The sequence below is a fragment of the Xanthomonas sp. fls2-241-TYG-148 genome, assembly GCF_030208815.1.
Taxonomy (GTDB): domain Bacteria; phylum Pseudomonadota; class Gammaproteobacteria; order Xanthomonadales; family Xanthomonadaceae; genus Xanthomonas; species Xanthomonas campestris.
Map to the genome: position 1 here is coordinate 16,526 of NZ_JARVTE010000001.1, position 20,462 is coordinate 36,987.

Below are 20,462 nucleotides of genomic sequence, written 5' to 3' on the forward strand. Positions count from 1 at the left end.
GTACGCCTACGAGAATTCTTCATGACCACGTCGCCCGCGCTGTCGTCCAAGCCCGCTCTCCCATCCCCACGTCGCTGGACGCATCGTTGGGACGACCTGGGTATCAGCCGCAAACTCGGCTTGATCGGGGTGCTGGCCCTGGTCGGTCTGGTCATCCCGGTAGTGCTGTATAGCGGCAAGCTCAATGAGAGCGTCGCCATCAGCAGCAACGAACTGCGCAGCTATGGCCCATTGGCCAGGATGCTGGGGCTGATCACCGACCTGCACGCCGAACATGTGGATAGCGGCGACGCCGCTACCGCAGCCGCGGCACGCGCAGACAGCGATCTGCAGGCCTTGCTGAGCACCACCGCCACGCTGGAAGGGTTCGAGCGCAGCCAGAAGGCACTCACCGCCTTGCAGCAGCAGCGCAGCGCCGGCAAGGATGCAGCGGCCTACACCGGCCTGAGCGAACACGCCTTCGCCGCACTGGATGCGATGCGCGATGACAGCCAGTTGGTTTACACCCCCTATATCGAGAGCTACCACCTGGTGGTGGCCACCCTGATCTACAGCCCGGACGCAACCGAGTCGCTGACCCGGCTGGATGCCGCCAGCGACCCGTCGCAGGCTGGCGAAAGCACCGCCATGCTGCGTGAGCAGCTGGGCCAGCTGCAACGCAACCATGCCCGTTTCCGCCATGAGCTGGAAAAGGCGATGGGCTTGCTGGAACAACCCGACCCCGCGCTGGCAGCCGCAGCGCAAGCCGAGGCAACCCAGGCCAAGACTGCACTCGCCGCATTGAGCGCTGCCCTGGACGCCAACGATGCCCAGGCTGATGTGCAATGGAATGCGGCACTGGATGCGGTGGGCCAGGCGATGCAGCAACTCAGCAGCGTCTGCCTGCAAGCCCTGCAGCGGCAATCCGAGCGCCACCTGGAGGACGCCCGCAATGCGATGTGGCAAGCCATTGCCGGCTTGTCGGTGCTGGCCTTGCTGATCGCCGGCCTGTGCTGGTACACGCTCTCCGCCCTCACCCGCAACGTGCGGCGCGCCGCCAGCGTGGCTGCGCAGATTGCCCGCGGCCAGCTGGACGAACACATCGTGCCGCCCAGCCAGGATGAAACCGGCCAGCTGCTGGACAACATGCGCAAGATGCAGGAGCAGCTCCAGGCGGTGCTGGCAGCGCAGTCGGAGATGGCGCAGCGCCACGACGCCGGCCAGATCAGCTACCGCATGGACGCCGACAGCTTCCCCGGCGACTACGGCACCATGGTGCGTGACACCAACGCCTTGGTCGGCTCGCATATCGCAGTGAAGATGCAGCTGGCGCAAATCATGTCGCGCTATGCCATCGGCGATCTGAGCCAGGACATGCAGCGCCTGCCCGGCGAAAAGGCCGTGTTGACCGACACCATGGACACGGTGAAGGCCAACCTCTCGGCGATGAATACCGAAATCAACTTGCTGGCGCAGGCCGCGGCCAATGGCGACTTCAGCGTGCGTGGCGATGCGCAGCGCTTCCAGTACGACTTCCGCGCCATGGTGGAGAGCCTCAACACCTTGATGGCCACTGCCGACGGCAACCTGGAAGCCTTGTCCGCCGTGTTGCGCGCCATCGCCGCCGGCGACCTCACCACGCGCATGCAGGGCGAGTTCCATGGCGTGTTTGCACGCATGCGCGACGACGCCAACGCCACGGTGAGCCAGCTGGCCGATATCGTGGGCCGCATCCAGCGTTCCACCGACACCATCAACGATGCCGCCAGCGAAATTGCCTCTGGCAATCAGGACCTGTCGCAGCGCACCGAGCAGCAGGCCGCCAACCTGGAAGAAACCGCCGCGTCCATGGAGGAACTCACCTCCACCGTGCGCAACAATGCCGACCACGCGCGTCACGCCAATCAGCTGGTGCTGGGCGCGGCGCAGGTGGCGTCGCAAGGTGGCGAGGTGGTGAGCCAGGTAGTCGGCACCATGGCCGGCATCCAGGCAGCGTCGAAGAAGATCGCCGACATCATTTCGGTGATCGACGGCATCGCCTTCCAGACCAATATCCTGGCCTTGAACGCCGCAGTGGAAGCCGCGCGTGCCGGCGAACAGGGCCGCGGCTTTGCCGTGGTCGCCAGTGAAGTGCGCACGCTGGCGCAACGCTCGGCCGGTGCTGCGAAGGAGATCAAGCAGCTGATCGAAGATTCGGTGCAGCGGGTCGAACACGGCAATCAGTTGGTGGGCCAGGCCGGCCAGACCATGCAGGAAATCGTCAGCTCAGTGCAGCGCGTGACCGACATCATGGGCGAGATCTCCGCTGCTTCGCAGCAGCAGTCGCAGGGTATCGAGCAGGTGGGCCAGACCATCACCCAGATGGACCAAGCCACCCAGCAGAACGCCGCACTGGTGGAAGAAGCCACCGCCGCCGCCCGCGCGATGGAAGAACAGGCCCAGCAGCTGCGCGATGCGGTCTCGGTGTTCCGCCTGCAGGCCGCATCGGCGCGGCCCGTACTGGGACGCGCGGCCTGAGCCACGCTGCCGGCGCTTGCAAAGCGAGTGCTGGCAGTTGCTTCCTCCCGATGACCGGCGATCCAGCCGAATCCCCCTCAAAATCGGCCCGGCCTGTAGCAAGGCCGGGCCGCTTGCGTTAAAGCACAACGCGCAGCACAACGCATGGCGCGATCGCATCAAGCCGGCTGCGCAGGGCAAGCCTTGCTTGGTCTGAGGCGCACTTCGGATCGTTTGCACAGACGCCAAGCACGCCAACACGCATGCCACCCCTGCCCTTCGTGACACGGGCACTGCGGTTCCTACCGGCGTGTGCCGCGACAGCTGCAATTGCTGCAGCACCATTGCAGGTGCGGTTACGCCACCGCGTGCGCATCGGCAGTGCACCCGCCCCAAGCCTCATGACGCCGCCCCTTGCCCAAGCAGCGGCAACCAAACCGTGATGCGCGTCGTGAGCACTGCGTGCACGGCCATTGCAGCGCTCACCCCTGAAAACGCCTGAAAACACGGCATTTCGGCACGTATCTACACGCGCAGCTCACCTCCGTGACGCTGAACCATATGGAAACGGGCGCGGCTGTTCAGTGCTCAATCGCAGCGCCGTTACCGGACACAAGCAAACGCGCATCGGCGCGGCATGACGTGCACACCGCACGCTCCTGCCCCGGCCGCCACGTCTGCCCAGCTCCGGACAGCCGCGCCTCCCCTGCGCGTGCCTGGCCAGGGCGCTACCGCCCTCCCATGCCACCTGCTTGAGACCCGAAATGATCGCTTTCCTTCAACGCTACAACGTGGGCACGCGCCTGAGCTTTGCCTTCGGCACACTGATCCTGTTGTCCTGCGCCCTGGTGGCTGCGGGCCTCTACACGCTGGCGCAGGCACGCGAACGGTTGGACACCGTGGTCAACCGCAACATCACGATCATGCAGCACCTGCAGGACATGACCGACGACACCTCGGTGATCGCCGTGCAGCTGCGCAACCTGGTACTGCCCACCTCTCAGGAAGACAATCTGCGCTTTGCGGCCCTGATCCAGGACAAGTCCAAGGCCTACGAACAGACCCGCCAGACCCTGTACGTATTCTCGGCATCGCCGGAAGCCCAGGCGATCCGCGACAAGATCGATACCGCCAGCGCCGCAGCCGCCAAGGCCAATGCGCAGGTCACCGAGCTGGGGCTGGCGTCAAAGGCAGACGAAGCGCTGGCCACGCTGATGCAGCAGGCCGCCCCCGCCACCGAAGCGTGGCAGAGCGCCCTGGCCGAGTATTCGGCACTGCAGCGCAAGCGCGCCAAAACCGCCTATGAAGACGCCACCGCCGCAATGGCACGTGGCCGCGCGATGTTGATCGGCGGCGGCATTGCCGTGCTGTTGTTCAGTGGCTTGCTCGGCTGGATGATCACCCGCAGCCTGGTGCGCCCGCTCAGCCAGGCCACGCTGGCCGCCGAGGCGATCGCCAACGGGTCGCTCGACAACGATGTGCGCAGCACCGCCAACGATGAAACCGGCCGTCTGCTGCACGCCATGGACCGTATGCAGAGCCAGGTGCGCAACCTGATCACCGCACAGCTCAACATGGCCAAGCGCCACGAAGAAGGCCAGATCAGCTTCCGCATGGATGCCGCCGCATTCCCCGGTGACTTTGGCCGCATGGCCAGCGATACCAACGAACTGGTGGCCAGCCACATCAAGGTGAAGATGCAGACCATCCACCTGGTGGAGCGCTATGCCATCGGCGACCTGAGCGAAGACATGCCGCGCCTGCCCGGCGAAAAGGCCGCCATCACCGCGGCGATGGATCAGGTCAAGACCAACCTGTCCACGATGAACCAGCAGATCAAGCACCTGGCGCAGGCCGCGGCCAGCGGCGACTTCACCGCACGTGGCGATGCCGACAAGTTCCAGTTCGACTTCCGCCTGATGGTGCAGAGCCTCAACACCTTGATGTCCACTGCCGACGGCAACCTGCAATCGCTGTCCAGCCTGTTGCAGTCGATCGCCGCCGGCGACCTCACCGCACGCATGACCGGCCAGTACCAGGGCGTGTTCGCACAGATGCGCGACGACGCCAATGCCACCGCCGAACAGCTGGCCAGCATCGTCGGCCGTATCCAGCATGCTGCCGATGCAATCGGCCTGGCTTCCAGCGAAATCGCCTCGGGCAACCAGGATCTGTCGCAGCGCACCGAGCAGCAGGCCGCCAATCTGGAAGAAACCGCCGCCTCCATGGAAGAACTCACTTCCACGGTGAAGCAGAACGCCGAGCACGCCAGCCAGGCCAATCAGCTCGCCATCGGCGCCGCGGCCGTGGCTTCGCAAGGTGGCGAAGTCGTCGCCAAGGTGGTCACCACCATGGCCGACATCCAGGGCTCTTCCAAGAAGATTGCCGAGATCATCAGCGTCATCGACGGCATCGCCTTCCAGACCAACATCCTGGCCTTGAATGCCGCGGTGGAAGCGGCGCGCGCCGGCGAACAAGGCCGTGGCTTTGCAGTGGTGGCATCGGAAGTGCGCACCCTCGCCCAGCGTTCGGCCGGTGCGGCCAAGGAGATCAAGCACCTCATCGATGATTCGGTCAGCAAGGTCACCCAGGGCGCGGCGCTGGTCGATCAGGCCGGCACCACCATGGCCGATATCGTGGCCAGCGTGCAGCGCGTGACCAACATCATGGGCGAGATTTCCTCTGCCTCGCAGGAGCAGTATTCGGGCATCGAGCAGGTCAACCAGACCGTGACCCAGATGGACGAAACCACGCAGCAGAACGCCGCCCTGGTGGAAGAAGCCACCGCCGCCGCCCGCGCAATGGAAGAACAGGCCCAGCAGCTCACCGAAACGGTGGCCGTGTTCAAGCTCGCCGCGCAGGCACCGGTGGCACGCCAGCTCTCGGCCATTGCCAGCGCACCGGGCAATGCCCGCTCCGCCGCACGCCAGGCCGCGCGTACCCCCGTGGCAGCCGCAGCGCCGCGCCCGGTGCGCACCGCACCTGCCACCACTGCCGATCAGTCCGACTGGCAGGAGTTCTAAGAGCAGCCATCAAAACGACTGCGCATCCGCCAGGCGGGCGCGGCCGGTGCTAGGAATCGGCATGTACCGCCGTACTCCGGTTCCTCCGTGCCGGCCGCACCCACCTGACCGCCACTCGCTACGCTCTGTTAGCCGCTGTAAGCCCAGCGCGTCATCCGTGTTGCACCGGTCTGCTCCAGCGGACCGGCCAGGCCGCTTCCCGCGAGGGAGGCGGCCTTTTTTTTGTAGCAAACGGCGGCAGATGCAGGCACACGCCACGGGCATGTCTCTAAGCGAAATCAGGCCTGCCAACGCGCTAGGTCATCCATGCGCGGCGTCACAGACCAGCCAGACCGGGGCGCGACACTGTGACCGAGCACAACAATTGTGCTGAATTCTTCATAGTTCATATCAATTTCCTCCAAAGGCAGCCGCTATCAGTTTCACACATTCGTAACGCCCCTCCCCCGGGCAAGGTCGAGACCTATGCATTCCTTCCACCGGCTTTCCGTCGGCACCCGTTTGTCCGCGTTACTGACGCTGGTCATTGCCCTCTCGCTTGGCGCCCTGGCGCTGATGATCTATCGCCAATCGGCCAACGACATCGAATCGCAGGTCAAGGCCGAGCTGCTGTCCAGTACGCGACTGATGAACCAGTCGGTCGGCATGTACGACGTGACCCTGACCGAAAGCACCCAGCGCCTGGGCAGCGTGTTCGACGACATGCTCGGCAGCGGGGCGCGCCAGCTCGACACCACCACCACGGTGAAGATCGGCGATCAGGACACCCCGACCCTGCGCACCGGCACGCAGGCGCAGAACCTCAATTTCACCGCAGTGGACCGCTTTGCGCAGGCCACCGGCGGCGTCGCTACCATCTTCGCGCGCACCGGCGACGACTTCGTGCGCATCACCACCTCGCTGCGCAACAAGCAGAACGAGCGCGTGATCGGCACCCTGCTCGACCGCAAGGGCAAGGCTTACGCCGCGCTAGCCGAAGGCAAGGCCTTCACCGGCCAGGCGCAGTTGTTTGGCGACCAGTACATGACCCACTACCAGCCGCTGCGCAATGCCGCCGGCGAAGTGATCGGCGCGCTGTTTGTCGGCCGCAACTACACCCAGGGCCTGGCCGCACTGAAGGCCCAGGTCAGCACCACCAAACTGGGCCAGGACGGCTATTTCGTCATCGTCGACATGGCCCCCGGCGAGCACCAGGGCCAGGTCATCGCCGCGCCGGCCGGCACACCGGCCACGCTGGCGGCACTGGTACCGGCCGAACAACAGGCCCAGCTGCAATCGGTGCTGGACGGCAAACTGACCAGCACCACGCTGCAACTGCGCGACGCCAAGGGCGCCAGCCAGGCCTACGAGGTCACCGCGCAGCGCTACACGCCGTGGCAGTGGGCGGTGATCGGCACCCAGCCGCACACGGCGATCGATGGGCCGCTGGATGCATTGATGGGCAGCATGCTGCTGCTCTCGCTGGTGGTGCTGGTGCTATGCATTGCGGTGGTGTTCGTGGCCGCGCGCAAGATGGTTACCCGCCCGCTGCTCGCCGTGGAGCGCGTGCTGGGCGACGTGGCCGCCGGCCGTCTGGACAGCACCATCGAGGTCGATCGCCAGGACGAACTGGGCCGCCTGCTGCTCAGCGCCCGCACCATGCGCGACGACCTGCGTGCACGCCTGGAGCGCGATCAGTTGATCGCCAACGAAGCGCTGCGCATCCGCGTGGCGCTCGACGATGTCACCACCAATGTCATGATTGCCGATGCGGATCGCCGCATCGTCTATGTCAACCGCCCCCTGCAGCGCATGCTCAAGAATGCCCAGGACGACCTGCGCCGTGACCTGCCGCACTTCGATGCAGACGCCTTGATCGATGCCAGCATCGATCAATTCCATCGCAAGCCCGAGCATCAGGCGCGCATGCTGGATCAGCTCACCAGCACGCATACCGCACAGATCGTGGTCGGTGGCCGCACCATGCGCCTGATCGTCAATCCGGTCGTCAGCCCGGCTGGCGAGCGCATGGGCTTCGTCGTCGAGTGGGCCGACCGCACCCAGGAAGTGCAGGTGGAAGAAGAAGTCGCGCGGATCGTGCAGGCCGCCGCTGCCGGCGATCTGAGTGAGCGGGTCGGCACCGCCGGCAAGCAGGGCTTTTTGCTGCAGCTCGCGCAGCAGCTCAACATGTTGCTGGACAACAACGCCGACGGCCTGTCGCGGGTGTCCGCGCTGCTGTCGTCGCTGTCGCAGGGCGACCTCACCGCACGCATGGACGGCGATCTGCAAGGCGTGTTCGCCACCATCCGCGACGATGCCAACGCCACCGCCGACCAGCTGGCCGGCATCGTGCGCCGCATCAAGGACTCCTCGCTGGCAATCAACTCGGCCGCCACCGAAATCGCCACCGGCAACAGTGACCTCTCGCGCCGCACCGAACAGCAGGCCGCCGCGCTGGAAGAAACCGCAGCCTCCATGGAAGAGCTCACCGCCACCGTCAAGCAGAACGCCGACAACGCCGACCAGGCCAACCACCTGGTGTTGAACGCCGCCGGCGTGGCCGCGCAAGGCGGCGATGTGGTCGGCCGCGTGGTCACCACCATGGCCGACATCGACGCCTCGTCCAAGAAAATCGCCGAGATCATCAGCGTCATCGACGGCATCGCGTTCCAGACCAACATCCTGGCCTTGAACGCCGCGGTGGAAGCCGCGCGTGCCGGCGAACAGGGCCGTGGGTTTGCGGTGGTCGCCTCCGAAGTGCGCACCCTCGCCCAGCGTTCAGCCGGCGCCGCCAAGGAGATCAAACACCTCATCGAGGATTCGGTGGCGCGCATCGGCAACGGCGCCGCGCTGGCCTCGGAAGCCGGCAGCACCATGCAACAGGTGGTCAGCAGCGTGCAGCGCGTGACCGACATCATGAGCGAGATCACCAGCGCCTCGCGCGAGCAGGCCGCCGGCATCACCCAGGTCAACCAGACCGTCACCCAGATGGACGAAACCACCCAGCAGAACGCCGCACTGGTGGAAGAAGCCACCGCCGCTGCCCGCTCGATGGAAGAGCAGGCCGCGCAATTGGTGGACGCGGTGGCCGTGTTCCGGCTCGAGCAGGAAGACCGCCTGAGCACGCTGCTGGCCAACGCCCGCCACGCCTATCACTGAGACGTACTTACAGCGTGTCCCGCGAGGGTTGACTGGCAAGAGCCCCGCCGCACACTTGCAGCGACGAGTGCGCGGTGCCCTCGCCGCTCGCGGGACACGCCGTGAACCCGTCCATGGGGGCTCGATGGCGGCATCCATGCCGCCAACGGTCCCGCAATCGGCGAGGACACCGCACCAGATAGTTCGCTGGTGGTGTGTTGAAGAGCGAGCAAACCGGGCCGCACAGTTGCCAACTGCTCTGCTCAGACTCTGCGCACCGACCATCTCGACTGGTCCTTGTCCGCTCACCGTCGCAGGACCCTTGGCGGCATGGATGCCGCCACGGAGCTTACAGGGACGTACTTGCAGCGTGTCCTGCGATCGTGGGCGGGCAAGGGCCCTGCAGCAAAACGCGAGGAGTCGAGGGCGCGGTGCCCTCACCGCTCGCAGGACACGCCGTGAACCCGTCCATGGGGGCTCGATGGCGGCATCCATGCCGCCAACGGTCCCGCAATCGGCGAGGACACCGCACCAGATAGTTCGCTGGTGGTGTGTTGAAGAGCGAGCAAACCAGGCCGGATAGTTGCCAACTGCTCTGTTGCGACACTGCGCACCGACCATCTCGACTGGTCCTTGCCCGCTCACCGTCGCAGGACCCTTGGCGGCATGGATGCCGCCACGGAGCTTACAGGGACGTACTTGCAGCGTGTCCTGCGATGGTGGGCGGGCAAGGGCCCTGCAGCACACTTGCAGCGTCGAATGCGCGATGCCCTCACCGCTCGCGGGACACGCAGTGAACCCATCCATGGGGGCTAGATGGCGGCATCCATGCCGCCATCGGTCCCCGCACACCGCACTACGCAGGTGGCTGGTTGCTGCGCCGAAGAACGAACACATCACGCCAGAACCGCGCTGGTTGCTGCGTTGAAAGCTCCGCGCATCCACCATCGCGACTGATCCTTACCAGCGACAGGCAGACGCGTTTTGTCGGCGGCGCTTAAAGATTTCGCTTTGCCGCCGATATCAAGGCGACGCCGGGGCAACCCTCCGTGCGTCTTCCCGCTACCACTGTGCTTGTGCCCATGTCCGAAGGCGATACCTCAGAGCTCGACCACGACGCCGATCACCTCGCCGAAGGTGACGAGCGCTATCTGCTGCGCAACAAGCGGCAGATCCGTGGCCTGCTGCAACAACTGATCGACCAACGTGCCGTGGTGACCATGCATGTGGCCGGCCGCGACATGGCCGTGCCCACCGCCGTGCTGGAAGTGGACGAAGACGACGACTGTGTGATCCTGGACGGCAGCCATAATGACGCCTCCAACCGTGCCATCGAACAGGCCAAGTATCTGCTCTGTTACGCGCAGCTGGAACGGGTCAACATCCGCTTCCGCCTGGAAACGCCGGAGCGGCTGGAACGCGACATCCACGTTGCCTTCCGCGCCACCCTGCCCGATTCGCTCTATCACCTGCAGCGCCGCGAATCGTACCGGCTGGAAACGCCCATCACCGATTCGCCCACCTGCACCATCCGCCAGGACGCTGCCAGCGGTGGCAATCTCAACCTGCAGCTGCGGGTGATCGACATCAGCAGCGGCGGCCTTGCGGTGTCACTGGCCACCGGCATGCCGCTGCTCGAGCCGCAACACACCTACCGCGACTGCACCCTGCAACTGCCCGATTCCGCGCCCATCGCGCTGCCGCTCACCGTGTGCAGCCAGTACAAGATGACCTTGCCCAACGGCAGCGAAGGCTTCCGGGTGGGCATGCAATTCAGCGACCTGCCGCGTGGCGCGGACGAAACCATCCAGCGCTACATCTTCCGGGTCGACCGCCAGCGCAATGCGCGCAAGAGCGGCGTGTTCTGAACCCTCCCGCACCACCGCCCCCCTGCACCTAAAGTTGCCGCCTCAGGCGCCGATGTTGCAAGGGTAAGCCTCTGCCGCAATCCGACATTAGCCGCAACGCCCGGAGTTTCCATGAACGACAAAAGCACTGCCACCGGCACCGGTGGTGAATTCCTCAGCTTCGCCCTGGGCGAAGAGCACTACGGCGTGGACATCCTGAAAGTGCAGGAAATCCGCGGCTATGACTCGGTGACCCGTCTGCCGGACGCGCCCGACTACATCAAGGGTGTGATCAACCTGCGCGGCACCATCGTGCCGGTGATCGACCTGCGCCTGAAGCTGCGCCTGAAAGAAGCGCGCTACGACGCCTTCACCGTGATGATCGTGCTCAACGTCGAAGACCGCGTGGTCGGCATCGTCGTCGACAGCGTCTCGGACGTGATCCCGCTCAATGACGACCAGATCCGCCCCACCCCGGAATTCGGCGCTGCCGTCGATACCCGCTTCATCTCCGGCATCGGCACCCAGGACGATCGCATGCTGATCCTGCTGGATATCGAAACCCTGCTCGACAGCACCGAGCTCGGTCAGCAGCAATTGGCCGAAGAAGCCGCCTGAGTTTCACAGGCCAGCTGGCCGGCGCAAGCGGTCGTCGGTGGGTGTGCAGTGCAGGATCGCGACGGCTTCGGCCCAGGCGATCTGGGCACTGCCCACGCCCACCGGCGGCCGCTTCGCCGTTGTGGCGAGCCCAAGCGCTGGGCGTAATGCCATCTGGTGTCGGGAAGCTCCTGACACGAGACGCACAACGATAATGAAGTGAGATGAAAATCACGTTTTTCGGATTCAAGTTGAACGGCAGCTAGCCGATAGCTGAATAGAAGCCCGCGCACCTAAACGGGTCACCGTTCGACTTTTGATTCTGGAGAATCTCTATGAAGTTCCTGCTCTCGCTCCTCCCCGTTGCTGCTCTCGTGATCGTTGCTCCCACGCTGTCGGCTCAATCGCAGGAAATGATTCCGCCGGAAATGGCGACCCGCTTCGTCGGCAAGGACGGCATGGTGTGCGGCAAGGTCGAAAAGGCCAAGTACGCGCAGAGCTCGGAGGGTGAGCCGACCTTCCTGTACATGGGCGGCATGTTCCCGCGCCACACCTTCTCGGCCCGCATCGACGGCGCCAACCGCGGCAAGTTCAGCTTCGCCCCGGAAACGCTGGAAGGAAAGGACGTCTGCGTCCTCGGCAAGATTCAGCGCGACAGCTCGCGTGCCGAAATCGAAGTCAGCTCGCCGGCCAGCCTGAAGCTTGCGACCATCAAGTAATTGCAGAGCACAACGCCACGTCCCAGGACGTGGCGTTGTGCTGTAAGCGGTTACGCGGACTGACTTCTACGGGGGAATCGTGTCAATGCAATGGATCAACAATCTGAAACTGATGCCGCGCCTGATGCTGGCGTTCGGCATCGTGCTGCTGATCATGCTTATTCAGGGGATCATCGCCTACTCGGGCCTGGCCTCGCTCAACGACGTCACCAGCGGGCTGGCAGGCAACACCATGTCCAGCGTGCGCGAAGCCGGCGATCTGCGCGGCATGCTCGGCGAGTTCCGCAACTCGTCCTATCAGAGCCTGGTGCGCGCCAGCGACTCGGTCAAGCAGGAAGCCAAGGCCAACGTTGGCAAGCTGCGCAAAGACATCGACGGTGTGATCAAGGACTACCCACGCCTGATCGAGAGCCCCGAACAAAAGAAGCTGTTTGACACCTTCGTGGCGGACTGGAAGAAGGCCTCGGCCTCCTATGCCAGCGTCGATGAAATGCTCGAACTCAATCTCCCCGACGATGCCGTGGACACCTTTGTGGGTGAGACGCGCACGTTGCACAACAAGGCCAAGGATTCACTGGCCGCGTTGATCGCCGAAGACAACCGCCTGGCGCAGGCTGCCAAGGCCAAGGCCGAATCGGTGCATGCCACCTCGGTCACCCTGACCGTGCTGGTGGTGCTGATCGGCGTTGCCGGCGGCCTGGGTCTGGCGTTCCTGTTTGCCCGCGCCATCGTGCGCAGCATGCGCGGCGCCGTGGCCACTGCCTCCGAAATTGCCGGCGGCAAGCTCGATGGCCAGATCAATGTGCAGGGCCAGGACGAAGTGGGCGAACTGATGCGCGCCATGCAGCGCATGCAGCGCGACCTGCGTGAGCGCATCGAACGCGACCAGCAGGTGGCCAACGAAAACCTGCGTATCCGTATCGCACTGGACAAGTCCTCCACCGGGCTGTTCATCACCGATACCGAGCGCAAGCTGATCTACGCCAACGACTCGTTCAAGAAGACCGTGGCGCATTACGAAGGCAGCATCCGTCTGGCTTCCAGCGACTTCGACGCCTCCAAGGTCATCGGCCAGCATGTGAGCTACCTCGGCCTGTCCGACGCCACGCTGCGCAAGGCCATGGCCGCGCTGGATCGCGACGGCACCACCACCTTCGAAGAACGCTTCGGCGAAGCGGTGTTCGCCCAGACCGTCACCACCATCCAGGACGAAGATGGCCAGTGGGTGGGCGATGTCTGCGAATGGCGCGACCGCACCATCGAAGTCCAGGTCGAAGACGAAGTGGCCCGCATCGTGCGCGCCGCCGCTGCTGGTGACATGACCGGCCGCGTCGATACCGACGGCAAGCAGGGCTTCTTCCTGCAGCTGGCCCAGCAGCTCAACGGCTTGCTGGATGCCAACGCCGCCAGCATCGAGCAGATCTCGGCATTGCTCTCGGCGCTGTCGCGGGGCGACCTCACCGTGCGTATGCATGGCGAGTTCAAGGGCGTGTTCGCGCAGATGCGTGACGATGCCAATGCCACTGCCACGCAGCTGGCCGACATCGTGGGCCGCATCAAGCTCTCGTCGACGGCAATCAATGCCTCGGCCGGCGAAATTGCCTCCGGCAACCAGGACCTGTCGCAGCGCACCGAGCAGCAGGCCGCCAACCTGGAAGAAACCGCCGCTTCGATGGAGGAACTCACCTCCACCGTGCGTCAGAACGCCGAGAGCGCCCGCCAGGCCAACCAGCTGGCGATCGGTGCAACCGGTGTCGCCTCGCAAGGTGGCGAAGTGGTGTCGCAGGTGGTCAACACCATGTCCGGCATCGAAGCCTCGTCCAAGAAGATCGCCGACATAATCTCGGTCATCGACGGCATCGCGTTCCAGACCAACATCCTGGCCTTGAACGCGGCGGTGGAAGCCGCACGTGCCGGCGAACAGGGCCGCGGCTTCGCAGTGGTGGCCTCGGAAGTGCGCACGCTGGCACAGCGTTCGGCCGGTGCCGCCAAGGAGATCAAGGGCCTGATCGACGACTCCGTGCACAAGGTGGCCGAAGGCTCGGCGCTGGTGCGCAAGGCCGGCAGCACCATGGCCGAAATCGTCGCCAGCGTGCAGCGCGTCACCGACATCATGGGTGAGATCTCCGCCGCCTCGCAGGAGCAGTCCGCAGGCATCGAGCAGGTCAACCAGACCATCACCCAGATGGACGAAACCACCCAGCAGAACGCCGCGTTGGTGGAAGAAGCCACTGCTGCTGCCCGCTCGATGGAAGAACAGGCCGGCCACCTGGCCGAAGCGGTGTCGGTGTTCAAGCTGGACGCGCCTGCAGCACCCGTCCACGCCCGCCCGGCAGCCTCACGCCCGGTCGCGGTGAAGTCGGCTGCCAAGCCGGCACGCAGCGCTGCAGCACCGGCTCGCCCGGCCAAATCCGAAACCGCCCTGGCGGATGGAAACTGGCAAGAGTTCTGAGGTGTAGATTGACCCAACAACGCCCCGGTCTCCCGGGGCGTTGTGCATTTGGGGCACTGCCGCAGGCACAGTGGTGTGCAGCCCCCCTGCAGTGCGACCGCCCGTCGTCGCGGATGCACCCGTTGCAAATGGCGCTTCAGTTGCATGCCAACGTGGCCGATACCTGGTTATAGCTCACCACGCGTATGGATATGACGACGACCTCCACTCCCGCATCAGACACACGCGAGTTCGACTTTGGCGACCGCGATTTCAAGCGCGTCTGCGACCTGATCTATCAGCGGGTCGGCATCGCCCTGGCTCCCGCCAAACGCGACATGGTCTATGGCCGGCTGTCGCGCCGTTTGCGCGTGCTCGGCCTGCGCTCGTTCCGCGACTACCTGGACCAGCTCGAATCCGGCAACGACGATGAAGAATGGCAGGCGTTCACCAATGCGCTGACCACCAACCTCACCTCGTTCTTCCGCGAGCCGCACCACTTCGACAAGCTGCGCGAAGAACTGCAGAAGCGTGCCTCGCAGGCACCGCTGAAGATCTGGTCGTGCGCCGCCTCCACCGGCGAGGAGCCTTACTCCATCGCCATCACTGCCTGCGAAGCCTTCGGCACGCTCACCCCGCCGGTGAGCATCGTCGCCACCGACGTCGACACCCAGGTGCTGGAAACCGCCTCGCGCGGCGTCTACGCCATCGACCGCGTTGCCTCGCTGGATGCGGCGATCAAGCGCAAGTATTTCCAGCGCGGCAGCGGCCCCAACGAAGGCAAGTGCCGGGTCATTCCTGCACTGCGGCAGTTGATCGAATACCGCCAGTTGAACCTGTTGTCCTCGCGCTACGACGTTGGCGGCCCGTATGCGGCGCTGTTCTGCCGCAACGTGATGATCTATTTCGACAAGCCCACCCAACGCGGCATCCTGTCGCGCCTGGTCACCCACATGGGCGACGACGGCTTGCTCTACACCGGACATTCGGAGAATTACCTGCATGCGGCCGACCTGATCCAGCCGTGCGGGCGCACGCTGTATCGGCGCGCCCCGCGCGCAGGAGCCGGATCATGAGCACCGCCGTGCAAGTCGACGATGTCATGCGCTACCGCGATTCGCGGTTCCAGACCATCACCGCCAAGCTGCTGCCCACCCAGTACCTGGTGGTCGATGACGACACCGCGTTGACGACCACCTTGGGATCGTGCGTTGCGGCCTGTCTTCGCGACCCAGTGCTGAAGATCGGCGGCATGAACCACTTCCTGCTGCCGGAAGGTCAGGTCGGGGATGGCGCACCCGCGCGCTATGGCAGTTATGCGATGGAGTTGCTGATCAACGACATGCTCAAGCGCGGCGCACACCGTAAGCGCATCGAAGCCAAGGTCTTCGGTGGCGCCAACGTGCTCAAGGGCTTCACCAGCAACCCGGTGGGCACGCGCAACGCCGAGTTCGTCCGCCAGTACCTGCAGGCCGAGCACATTCCCATCATTGCCGAAGATCTGTGCGGCATCCATCCGCGCAAGGTGTGGTTCTTCCCGACGACTGGCCGCGTCGTGGTGCAGCGCCTGCCGCACGCACACGAAGCCGAAGTCGCCGCCGCCGAATCGGCCGTGCGCGCCCGTCTGTCCAAAGCCCCGGTCACCGGTGGCGTGGAGTTGTTCGAATGACGCTGGAAACTCCTGTGCGTGTGTTGATCGTCGACGACTCGGCGGTTGTGCGTCAGATGCTCACCGAAATCCTCTCGCGCGACCCCGGCATCGAAGTCGTCGGCTCGGCCGCCGACCCGTTGCTGGCGCGCGAAAAGATCAAACGCCTCAATCCGGACGTGATCACGCTGGATGTGGAAATGCCACGCATGGACGGGCTGGTGTTCCTGGAAAACCTCATGCGCCTGCGCCCCACCCCGGTGGTCATGATTTCCTCGCTGACCGAACGCGGCGCCGACACCACGCTGCAGGCGCTGTCGCTGGGCGCGGTGGATTTCATCTCCAAGCCCAAGATCGACGTTGCGCGTGGCCTGGAAGGCTATGCAGAAGAAATCGTCAGCAAGGTCAAGATGGCCGCCAAGGCCAAGGTGAGCGCGCTCAATCGTCCCAGCGCGCCCAAGATCACCCTGGACATGCAGTCCGCGCCCGTGCCGGGCAGCGCGCTGCGCTTCCGCACGACTGACCGCCTGATTGCCATCGGCGCCTCCGCCGGCGGCACCGAGGCACTGCGCGTGGTGCTGGAACACATGCCGGCCGACGCGCCGGCGGTGGTCATGACCCAGCATCTGCCGGCCAGCTTCAGCACCGCGTTTGCCGAGCGCCTGAATCGCCACTCGGCGATGTCGGTGCGCGAAGCCAGCGACGGCGAAGCCATTCTGCCGGGCCACGCCTACCTGCCGCCGGGCGGCCAGCATCTGCGCATCATCCGTGACGGTGCGCGCTGGCGCTGCCGTATCGACGACGGCCCGCCGGTCAACCGCCACAAGCCGGCGGTGGACGTGCTGTTCCGTTCCGTCGCCGCCAACGCCGGCCCGAATGCGGTCGGCGCCATCCTTACCGGCATGGGCGACGACGGCGCACGCGGCCTGCTGGAAATGCTGCAGGCCGGTGCGCCCACGCTGGTGCAGGACGAAGCCAGCAGCGTGGTCTGGGGCATGCCCGGGGCTGCCTACAAACTGGGCGCTGCGCAGGAAGTGGTGCCACTGGAACGCGTGGCCGAACGCCTCATCGCGCTGTCGGCACAGGCACGCTGAAGCGTATGACCGCACCTCCCCCGCATCCAGCCGACCCCGCGGCGGACCCAGGCAGTCCGGGATCCGCCGCGGCCGGCCATGCGGAAACGCCGACACAGATCGATGCCATGCCGGGAGAGAGTGCGTCGGACACCCGTTCGCGCCTGCTCGCCCAGGCGCTGGATGGCAGCAGCAGCGCCATCCTGATCTGCGATCTGCAATCGCGCCTGCTCTACGCCAACGATGGCTTCGAGCGCATGTTCGGCTACACCGAAGCCGAACTGGTCGGCCAGCGGCCCTCGCACGTGCTGACCCGTGCGCTCAGTGACCAGACCGAGGTTGCGCGCATCCGCGAACGCGCCGATGCCTTGCAACAGACCCAGGCCGACCTGCTGGTGTACCGCAAGGACGGCACGCCGCTGTGGATCTCGCTCAACTTCAACCCGATCTACGATGCCCAGCACAACCCATCGCATTACGTCGCGGTGCTCACCGACATCACCGAAACCAAGATGCACGAAGTGCTGCAGCACCGCGTGCTGGAAGCGCTGGTGCAAGAGCGCCCCCTGATCGAGGTGATGACGCTGATCTGCACCGAGGTGGAACGCATCGCCCCGGAAGTGCTGGCCACGGTGATGAGCGCCGACAACGACGGCTGCCTGCACTCGCTGGCCGCACCCAGCCTGCCGCCCGAGTATGCCGATGCGGTCAATGGCCTGAAGATCGGCCCCGGCGCCGGCGCCTGCGGCACCGCTGCCTGGCGCGGCCGCGCGGTGATGGTGGAAGACATCGCCAACGATCCGTTGTTTACCAATTTCCGTGATCTGCTGTTGCCGATGGGCCTGCGTGCCTGCTGGAGCACGCCGATCCGCGCCAACAGCTCGCGCGTGCTCGGCACCTTTGCGTTGTATTACCGCAGTGTGCGGCGCGCCGATGCCTGGCACGTCAAACTCACTGATCTGTGCCAGCAGCTGTGCACCCTGGCGCTGGAGCGCGAACAGATCCGCCAGCGCGTGCATCAACTGGCCTTCTATGACGCACTCACCGGCCTGCCCAACCGCATCATGTTCAGTGCCCGCGCCGAGCAAGCCCTGACGCATGCCGAATATGCCGGCGAGCCGGCTGCGTTGATGTTCATCAACATCGACCGCTTCAAGCTGATCAACGACAGCCAGGGCCACGCGGCCGGCGACGGCCTGTTGCGCGACATCGCACTGCGCATCGGCGAACAGCTCACCGCCACCGCCATGCTGGCGCGCCTGGCCGGCGATGAATTCGCCCTGGCCTTGCCGCAGTGCAGCGCCGAGCAGGCCAGCGCCACCGCCGAACGCCTGCTCGGCACCATCGCCGGCCCGCTACCAGTGGGCCACATGACCGTGCACCCGTCTGCCAGCGTCGGCGTGGCGATGTTTCCCGAGGACGGGCGCGACATCAACATCCTGCTGCGGCATGCCGATCTGGCCATGAACCGCGCCAAGAAGGAAGGCGGCGGGCGTTTCCGCTTCTTCAGTGCCGACATGAATCGCATGGCGCAGGAGCGCGTGGCACTGGAAGCGGAGCTGCGCCAGGCGATCGGCCGCAATCAACTGCAGTTGCACTACCAACCGCAATTGCTCAGCCAGGCGCCACATGCGCTGTATGGCGTGGAAGCCTTATTGCGCTGGAACCACCCGCAACTGGGCGCCGTGTCGCCCGCGCGCTTCCTGCCGGTGGCCGAAGAGCAAGGCATGATGCCGCAGCTCAATGACTGGGTGCTGCGTCGCGCCTGCGAACAGGTTGCCGATTGGCGCCAACGCGGTGTGCCGGTGGCGCGGGTCTCGGTCAATCTGTCGGCGAGCAGCTTTGAAAGCCCGCGCATGCTCACCGACCTGCTACGCCTGATCGACGACATGGGCGTGCAGCCGTCGGACCTCACGCTGGAAATGACCGAGAGCGTGATGCTCTCCGGCCAGCCCGGCGTGCTGGAGAACCTGCACGCTATCCGCGAAGCCGGCATCTCCTTGTCGCTGGACGACTTCGGCACCGGCTATTCCAGCCTGAGCCACCTGCACCGCCTGCCGATCGACGAACTTAAGCTCGACATGAGCTTCGTGCGCGACATCGAACACAGCGAAGACGCGCGCGCGCTCACCACCTCGGTGCTGCGCATCGGCGAGCACCTGCGCAAGCACGTGGTGGCCGAAGGCGTGGAGAACGAAGCCCAACGCTTGCTGCTGGCCGATCTGGGCTGCGAAGTGCTGCAGGGCTACCTGTTCTCGCGCCCGCTACCCGCCGCCGCCCTGGAAGCCTGGTTGGGTGCGCAGTCTTAGCGGGTTGCAGTCTTGGCGGTTTGCTTCAGCCTCGACGGTTGCATGCAGTGCAATCGTTAAACTTTTGATCACGCTTGAGCTGGTGGTACTCGCTTGGGCTGGTGGTACTGGAGTAAGCCGTACCCTCATCCGGCGCTTTGCGCCACCTTCTCCCGATGGGAGAAGGAAACCAAAGCCCCTCTCCCTGCGGGAGAGGGGTTGGGGTGAGGGTACGGGCTTCATCCCGCACGCGCCCAACTCCTCAAGCACTACCCCACTGTCCGCTTCAACCAACCCAACAACTGGGCAGTGACGAACGCAGGATTCTCCAGCGACGCGATATGTCCGGCATCGGGCACCAACTCGTAATCGCAGCCGATCACTTCTGCCATCAGCCACAACTCTTCCGGCGGGCGCGGAATATCGTATTCGCCACCCAGCAAGAACGTATTTGCCGGATTCAGCGCAGACAACGCCTCCAATCGATCGGCACGCCCGAAGATCAACCGGCCCAGCGGCACCACCGATGCGCGCAGCTGCTCGGCCGACATCGCCGCCAATCGCTGCGCAAACGCAGCCGGCAATGCAGAGCTCAGATCGATACCAGGCCGAAAGAAAATCGGCACGATCGCCTCGATCAACGCAGGCGTTACCTGCCCTGCCGCTTCGATCGCATCGAGCAGACCGAAATAGCGCGTTTGCGTCACCTGCGGCTCAGCCCCCAGGAAGGTATCCATCAGCACCAGGCTGCGCACGCGCTCCGGTGCCAGCAGCGCCAGCTCGGCGCCCCACATGCCACCGACCGACAAACCGACCACCGCACACTGCGGCAGTTCCAACGCATCCAGCAGCATCAGCATCTGCTCGGCAAGATCGCCAACCGTCTGCGTGCCATCCGGCAGCGCCGCCGATTGCCCATGCCCCCACAGCTCGGGAACGATGACCCGATAATGTTGCGAGAGTGCGTGAACCTGCGGTTCCCACATCGCCGCATCCCAGAGGTAACTGTGTCCCAGCAACACCGGGAACCCTTGACCATGTTGTGCGTAGTGCAGCGGTTGACCAGCGATCGTGCAAGTGGGCATTGGACATCGAACGGCAGTGGCGGAAGCGGCGACACTCTAGACCCGGGAACTTCAGATTTTTTTTGCAACGCGCCAGAGGAGTTACCTGCGAGTTGCCTTGGCGCACGCACTTGTGTGGCCAAACGAAGCCAGTGCCCGCTAAACGCAAAACGCCCGGCA

At 64.9% G+C, this 20,462-nt stretch carries 11 protein-coding genes, 1 other RNA gene and 3 pseudogenes; 12 read left to right on the forward strand and 3 right to left on the reverse strand.

Going from position 1 to position 20,462, the window contains the following annotated elements:
- Nucleotides 1–21: 21 nt before the first annotated feature.
- The 4 genes from QRM60_RS00045 (at nucleotide 22) to QRM60_RS00060 (ending at nucleotide 8,636) form a co-directional block, all read left to right on the forward strand.
- A complete protein-coding gene (locus QRM60_RS00045; protein ID WP_285445328.1) occupies nucleotides 22–2,496 on the forward strand; it encodes a methyl-accepting chemotaxis protein in 2,475 nt (824 codons plus the stop codon).
- A 743-nt stretch (nucleotides 2,497–3,239) separates the two neighbouring features.
- A complete protein-coding gene (locus QRM60_RS00050; RefSeq protein ID WP_285445329.1) occupies nucleotides 3,240–5,498 on the forward strand; it encodes a methyl-accepting chemotaxis protein in 2,259 nt (752 codons plus the stop codon).
- A 61-nt stretch (nucleotides 5,499–5,559) separates the two neighbouring features.
- A non-coding RNA gene (locus QRM60_RS00055) (sX9 sRNA) lies at nucleotides 5,560–5,632 on the forward strand.
- Nucleotides 5,633–5,963: 331 nt separating this feature from the next.
- On the forward strand, nucleotides 5,964–8,636 hold the full coding sequence (locus QRM60_RS00060; RefSeq protein WP_285445330.1) for a Cache 3/Cache 2 fusion domain-containing protein: 2,673 nt from the start codon (nucleotides 5,964–5,966) through the stop codon (nucleotides 8,634–8,636).
- A gap of 65 nt (nucleotides 8,637–8,701) precedes the next feature.
- On the opposite strand, the pseudogene QRM60_RS21445 reads toward QRM60_RS00060, so the two are convergent.
- A pseudogene (locus QRM60_RS21445) lies at nucleotides 8,702–8,984 on the reverse strand (hypothetical protein); the annotation flags it as partial.
- 68 nt (nucleotides 8,985–9,052) lie between these two features.
- A pseudogene (locus QRM60_RS21450) lies at nucleotides 9,053–9,320 on the reverse strand (hypothetical protein).
- Between the two features lie 377 nt (nucleotides 9,321–9,697).
- Here QRM60_RS21450 and QRM60_RS00065 point away from each other — a divergent pair.
- The 8 genes and pseudogenes from QRM60_RS00065 to QRM60_RS00100 form a co-directional block, all read left to right on the forward strand.
- Complete coding sequence (locus tag QRM60_RS00065) at nucleotides 9,698–10,483, forward strand: flagellar brake protein (protein ID WP_040941363.1); 786 nt, start codon at nucleotides 9,698–9,700, stop codon at nucleotides 10,481–10,483.
- Nucleotides 10,484–10,594: 111 nt separating this feature from the next.
- Complete coding sequence (locus QRM60_RS00070; protein ID WP_011037040.1) at nucleotides 10,595–11,080, forward strand: chemotaxis protein CheW; 486 nt, start codon at nucleotides 10,595–10,597, stop codon at nucleotides 11,078–11,080.
- A gap of 314 nt (nucleotides 11,081–11,394) precedes the next feature.
- Complete coding sequence (locus QRM60_RS00075; protein WP_003486337.1) at nucleotides 11,395–11,778, forward strand: hypothetical protein; 384 nt, start codon at nucleotides 11,395–11,397, stop codon at nucleotides 11,776–11,778.
- A gap of 85 nt (nucleotides 11,779–11,863) precedes the next feature.
- Entirely contained in the window at nucleotides 11,864–14,230 is a 2,367-nt protein-coding gene (locus QRM60_RS00080; protein ID WP_228440607.1) for a methyl-accepting chemotaxis protein, read from the forward strand.
- A 185-nt stretch (nucleotides 14,231–14,415) separates the two neighbouring features.
- Nucleotides 14,416–15,285, forward strand: coding sequence for a CheR family methyltransferase (locus QRM60_RS00085; RefSeq protein WP_011037038.1), 870 nt, complete (start codon nucleotides 14,416–14,418; stop codon nucleotides 15,283–15,285).
- Nucleotides 15,282–15,878: a chemoreceptor glutamine deamidase CheD gene (gene cheD, locus QRM60_RS00090; RefSeq protein WP_024937701.1), complete on the forward strand. Its 597-nt coding sequence runs from the start codon at nucleotides 15,282–15,284 to the stop codon at nucleotides 15,876–15,878. The genes QRM60_RS00085 and cheD overlap by 4 nt, the downstream gene beginning before the upstream one ends.
- Nucleotides 15,875–16,951: a chemotaxis response regulator protein-glutamate methylesterase gene (locus QRM60_RS00095; RefSeq protein ID WP_011037036.1), complete on the forward strand. Its 1,077-nt coding sequence runs from the start codon at nucleotides 15,875–15,877 to the stop codon at nucleotides 16,949–16,951. Before cheD ends, QRM60_RS00095 begins: the two co-directional genes overlap by 4 nt.
- 134 nt (nucleotides 16,952–17,085) lie before the next feature.
- A pseudogene (locus QRM60_RS00100) lies at nucleotides 17,086–19,239 on the forward strand (EAL domain-containing protein); the annotation flags it as partial.
- A gap of 248 nt (nucleotides 19,240–19,487) precedes the next feature.
- On the opposite strand, the gene QRM60_RS00105 reads toward QRM60_RS00100, so the two are convergent.
- Nucleotides 19,488–20,303 (reverse strand): alpha/beta fold hydrolase, encoded by an 816-nt coding sequence (locus QRM60_RS00105; RefSeq protein ID WP_115555908.1) that lies wholly within the window; start codon nucleotides 20,301–20,303, stop codon nucleotides 19,488–19,490.
- Nucleotides 20,304–20,462: the final 159 nt, after the last annotated feature.

Coding starts and splice junctions, on each gene's coding strand:
- QRM60_RS00045 (WP_285445328.1), top strand. CDS start 22: ATGACCACGTCGCCCGCGCTGTCGTCCAAGCCCGCTCTCCCATCCCCA.
- QRM60_RS00050 (WP_285445329.1), top strand. CDS start 3,240: ATGATCGCTTTCCTTCAACGCTACAACGTGGGCACGCGCCTGAGCTTT.
- QRM60_RS00060 (WP_285445330.1), top strand. CDS start 5,964: ATGCATTCCTTCCACCGGCTTTCCGTCGGCACCCGTTTGTCCGCGTTA.
- QRM60_RS00065 (WP_040941363.1), top strand. CDS start 9,698: ATGTCCGAAGGCGATACCTCAGAGCTCGACCACGACGCCGATCACCTC.
- QRM60_RS00070 (WP_011037040.1), top strand. CDS start 10,595: ATGAACGACAAAAGCACTGCCACCGGCACCGGTGGTGAATTCCTCAGC.
- QRM60_RS00075 (WP_003486337.1), top strand. CDS start 11,395: ATGAAGTTCCTGCTCTCGCTCCTCCCCGTTGCTGCTCTCGTGATCGTT.
- QRM60_RS00080 (WP_228440607.1), top strand. CDS start 11,864: ATGCAATGGATCAACAATCTGAAACTGATGCCGCGCCTGATGCTGGCG.
- QRM60_RS00085 (WP_011037038.1), top strand. CDS start 14,416: ATGGATATGACGACGACCTCCACTCCCGCATCAGACACACGCGAGTTC.
- cheD (WP_024937701.1), top strand. CDS start 15,282: ATGAGCACCGCCGTGCAAGTCGACGATGTCATGCGCTACCGCGATTCG.
- QRM60_RS00095 (WP_011037036.1), top strand. CDS start 15,875: ATGACGCTGGAAACTCCTGTGCGTGTGTTGATCGTCGACGACTCGGCG.
- QRM60_RS00105 (WP_115555908.1), bottom strand. CDS start 20,303: ATGCCCACTTGCACGATCGCTGGTCAACCGCTGCACTACGCACAACAT.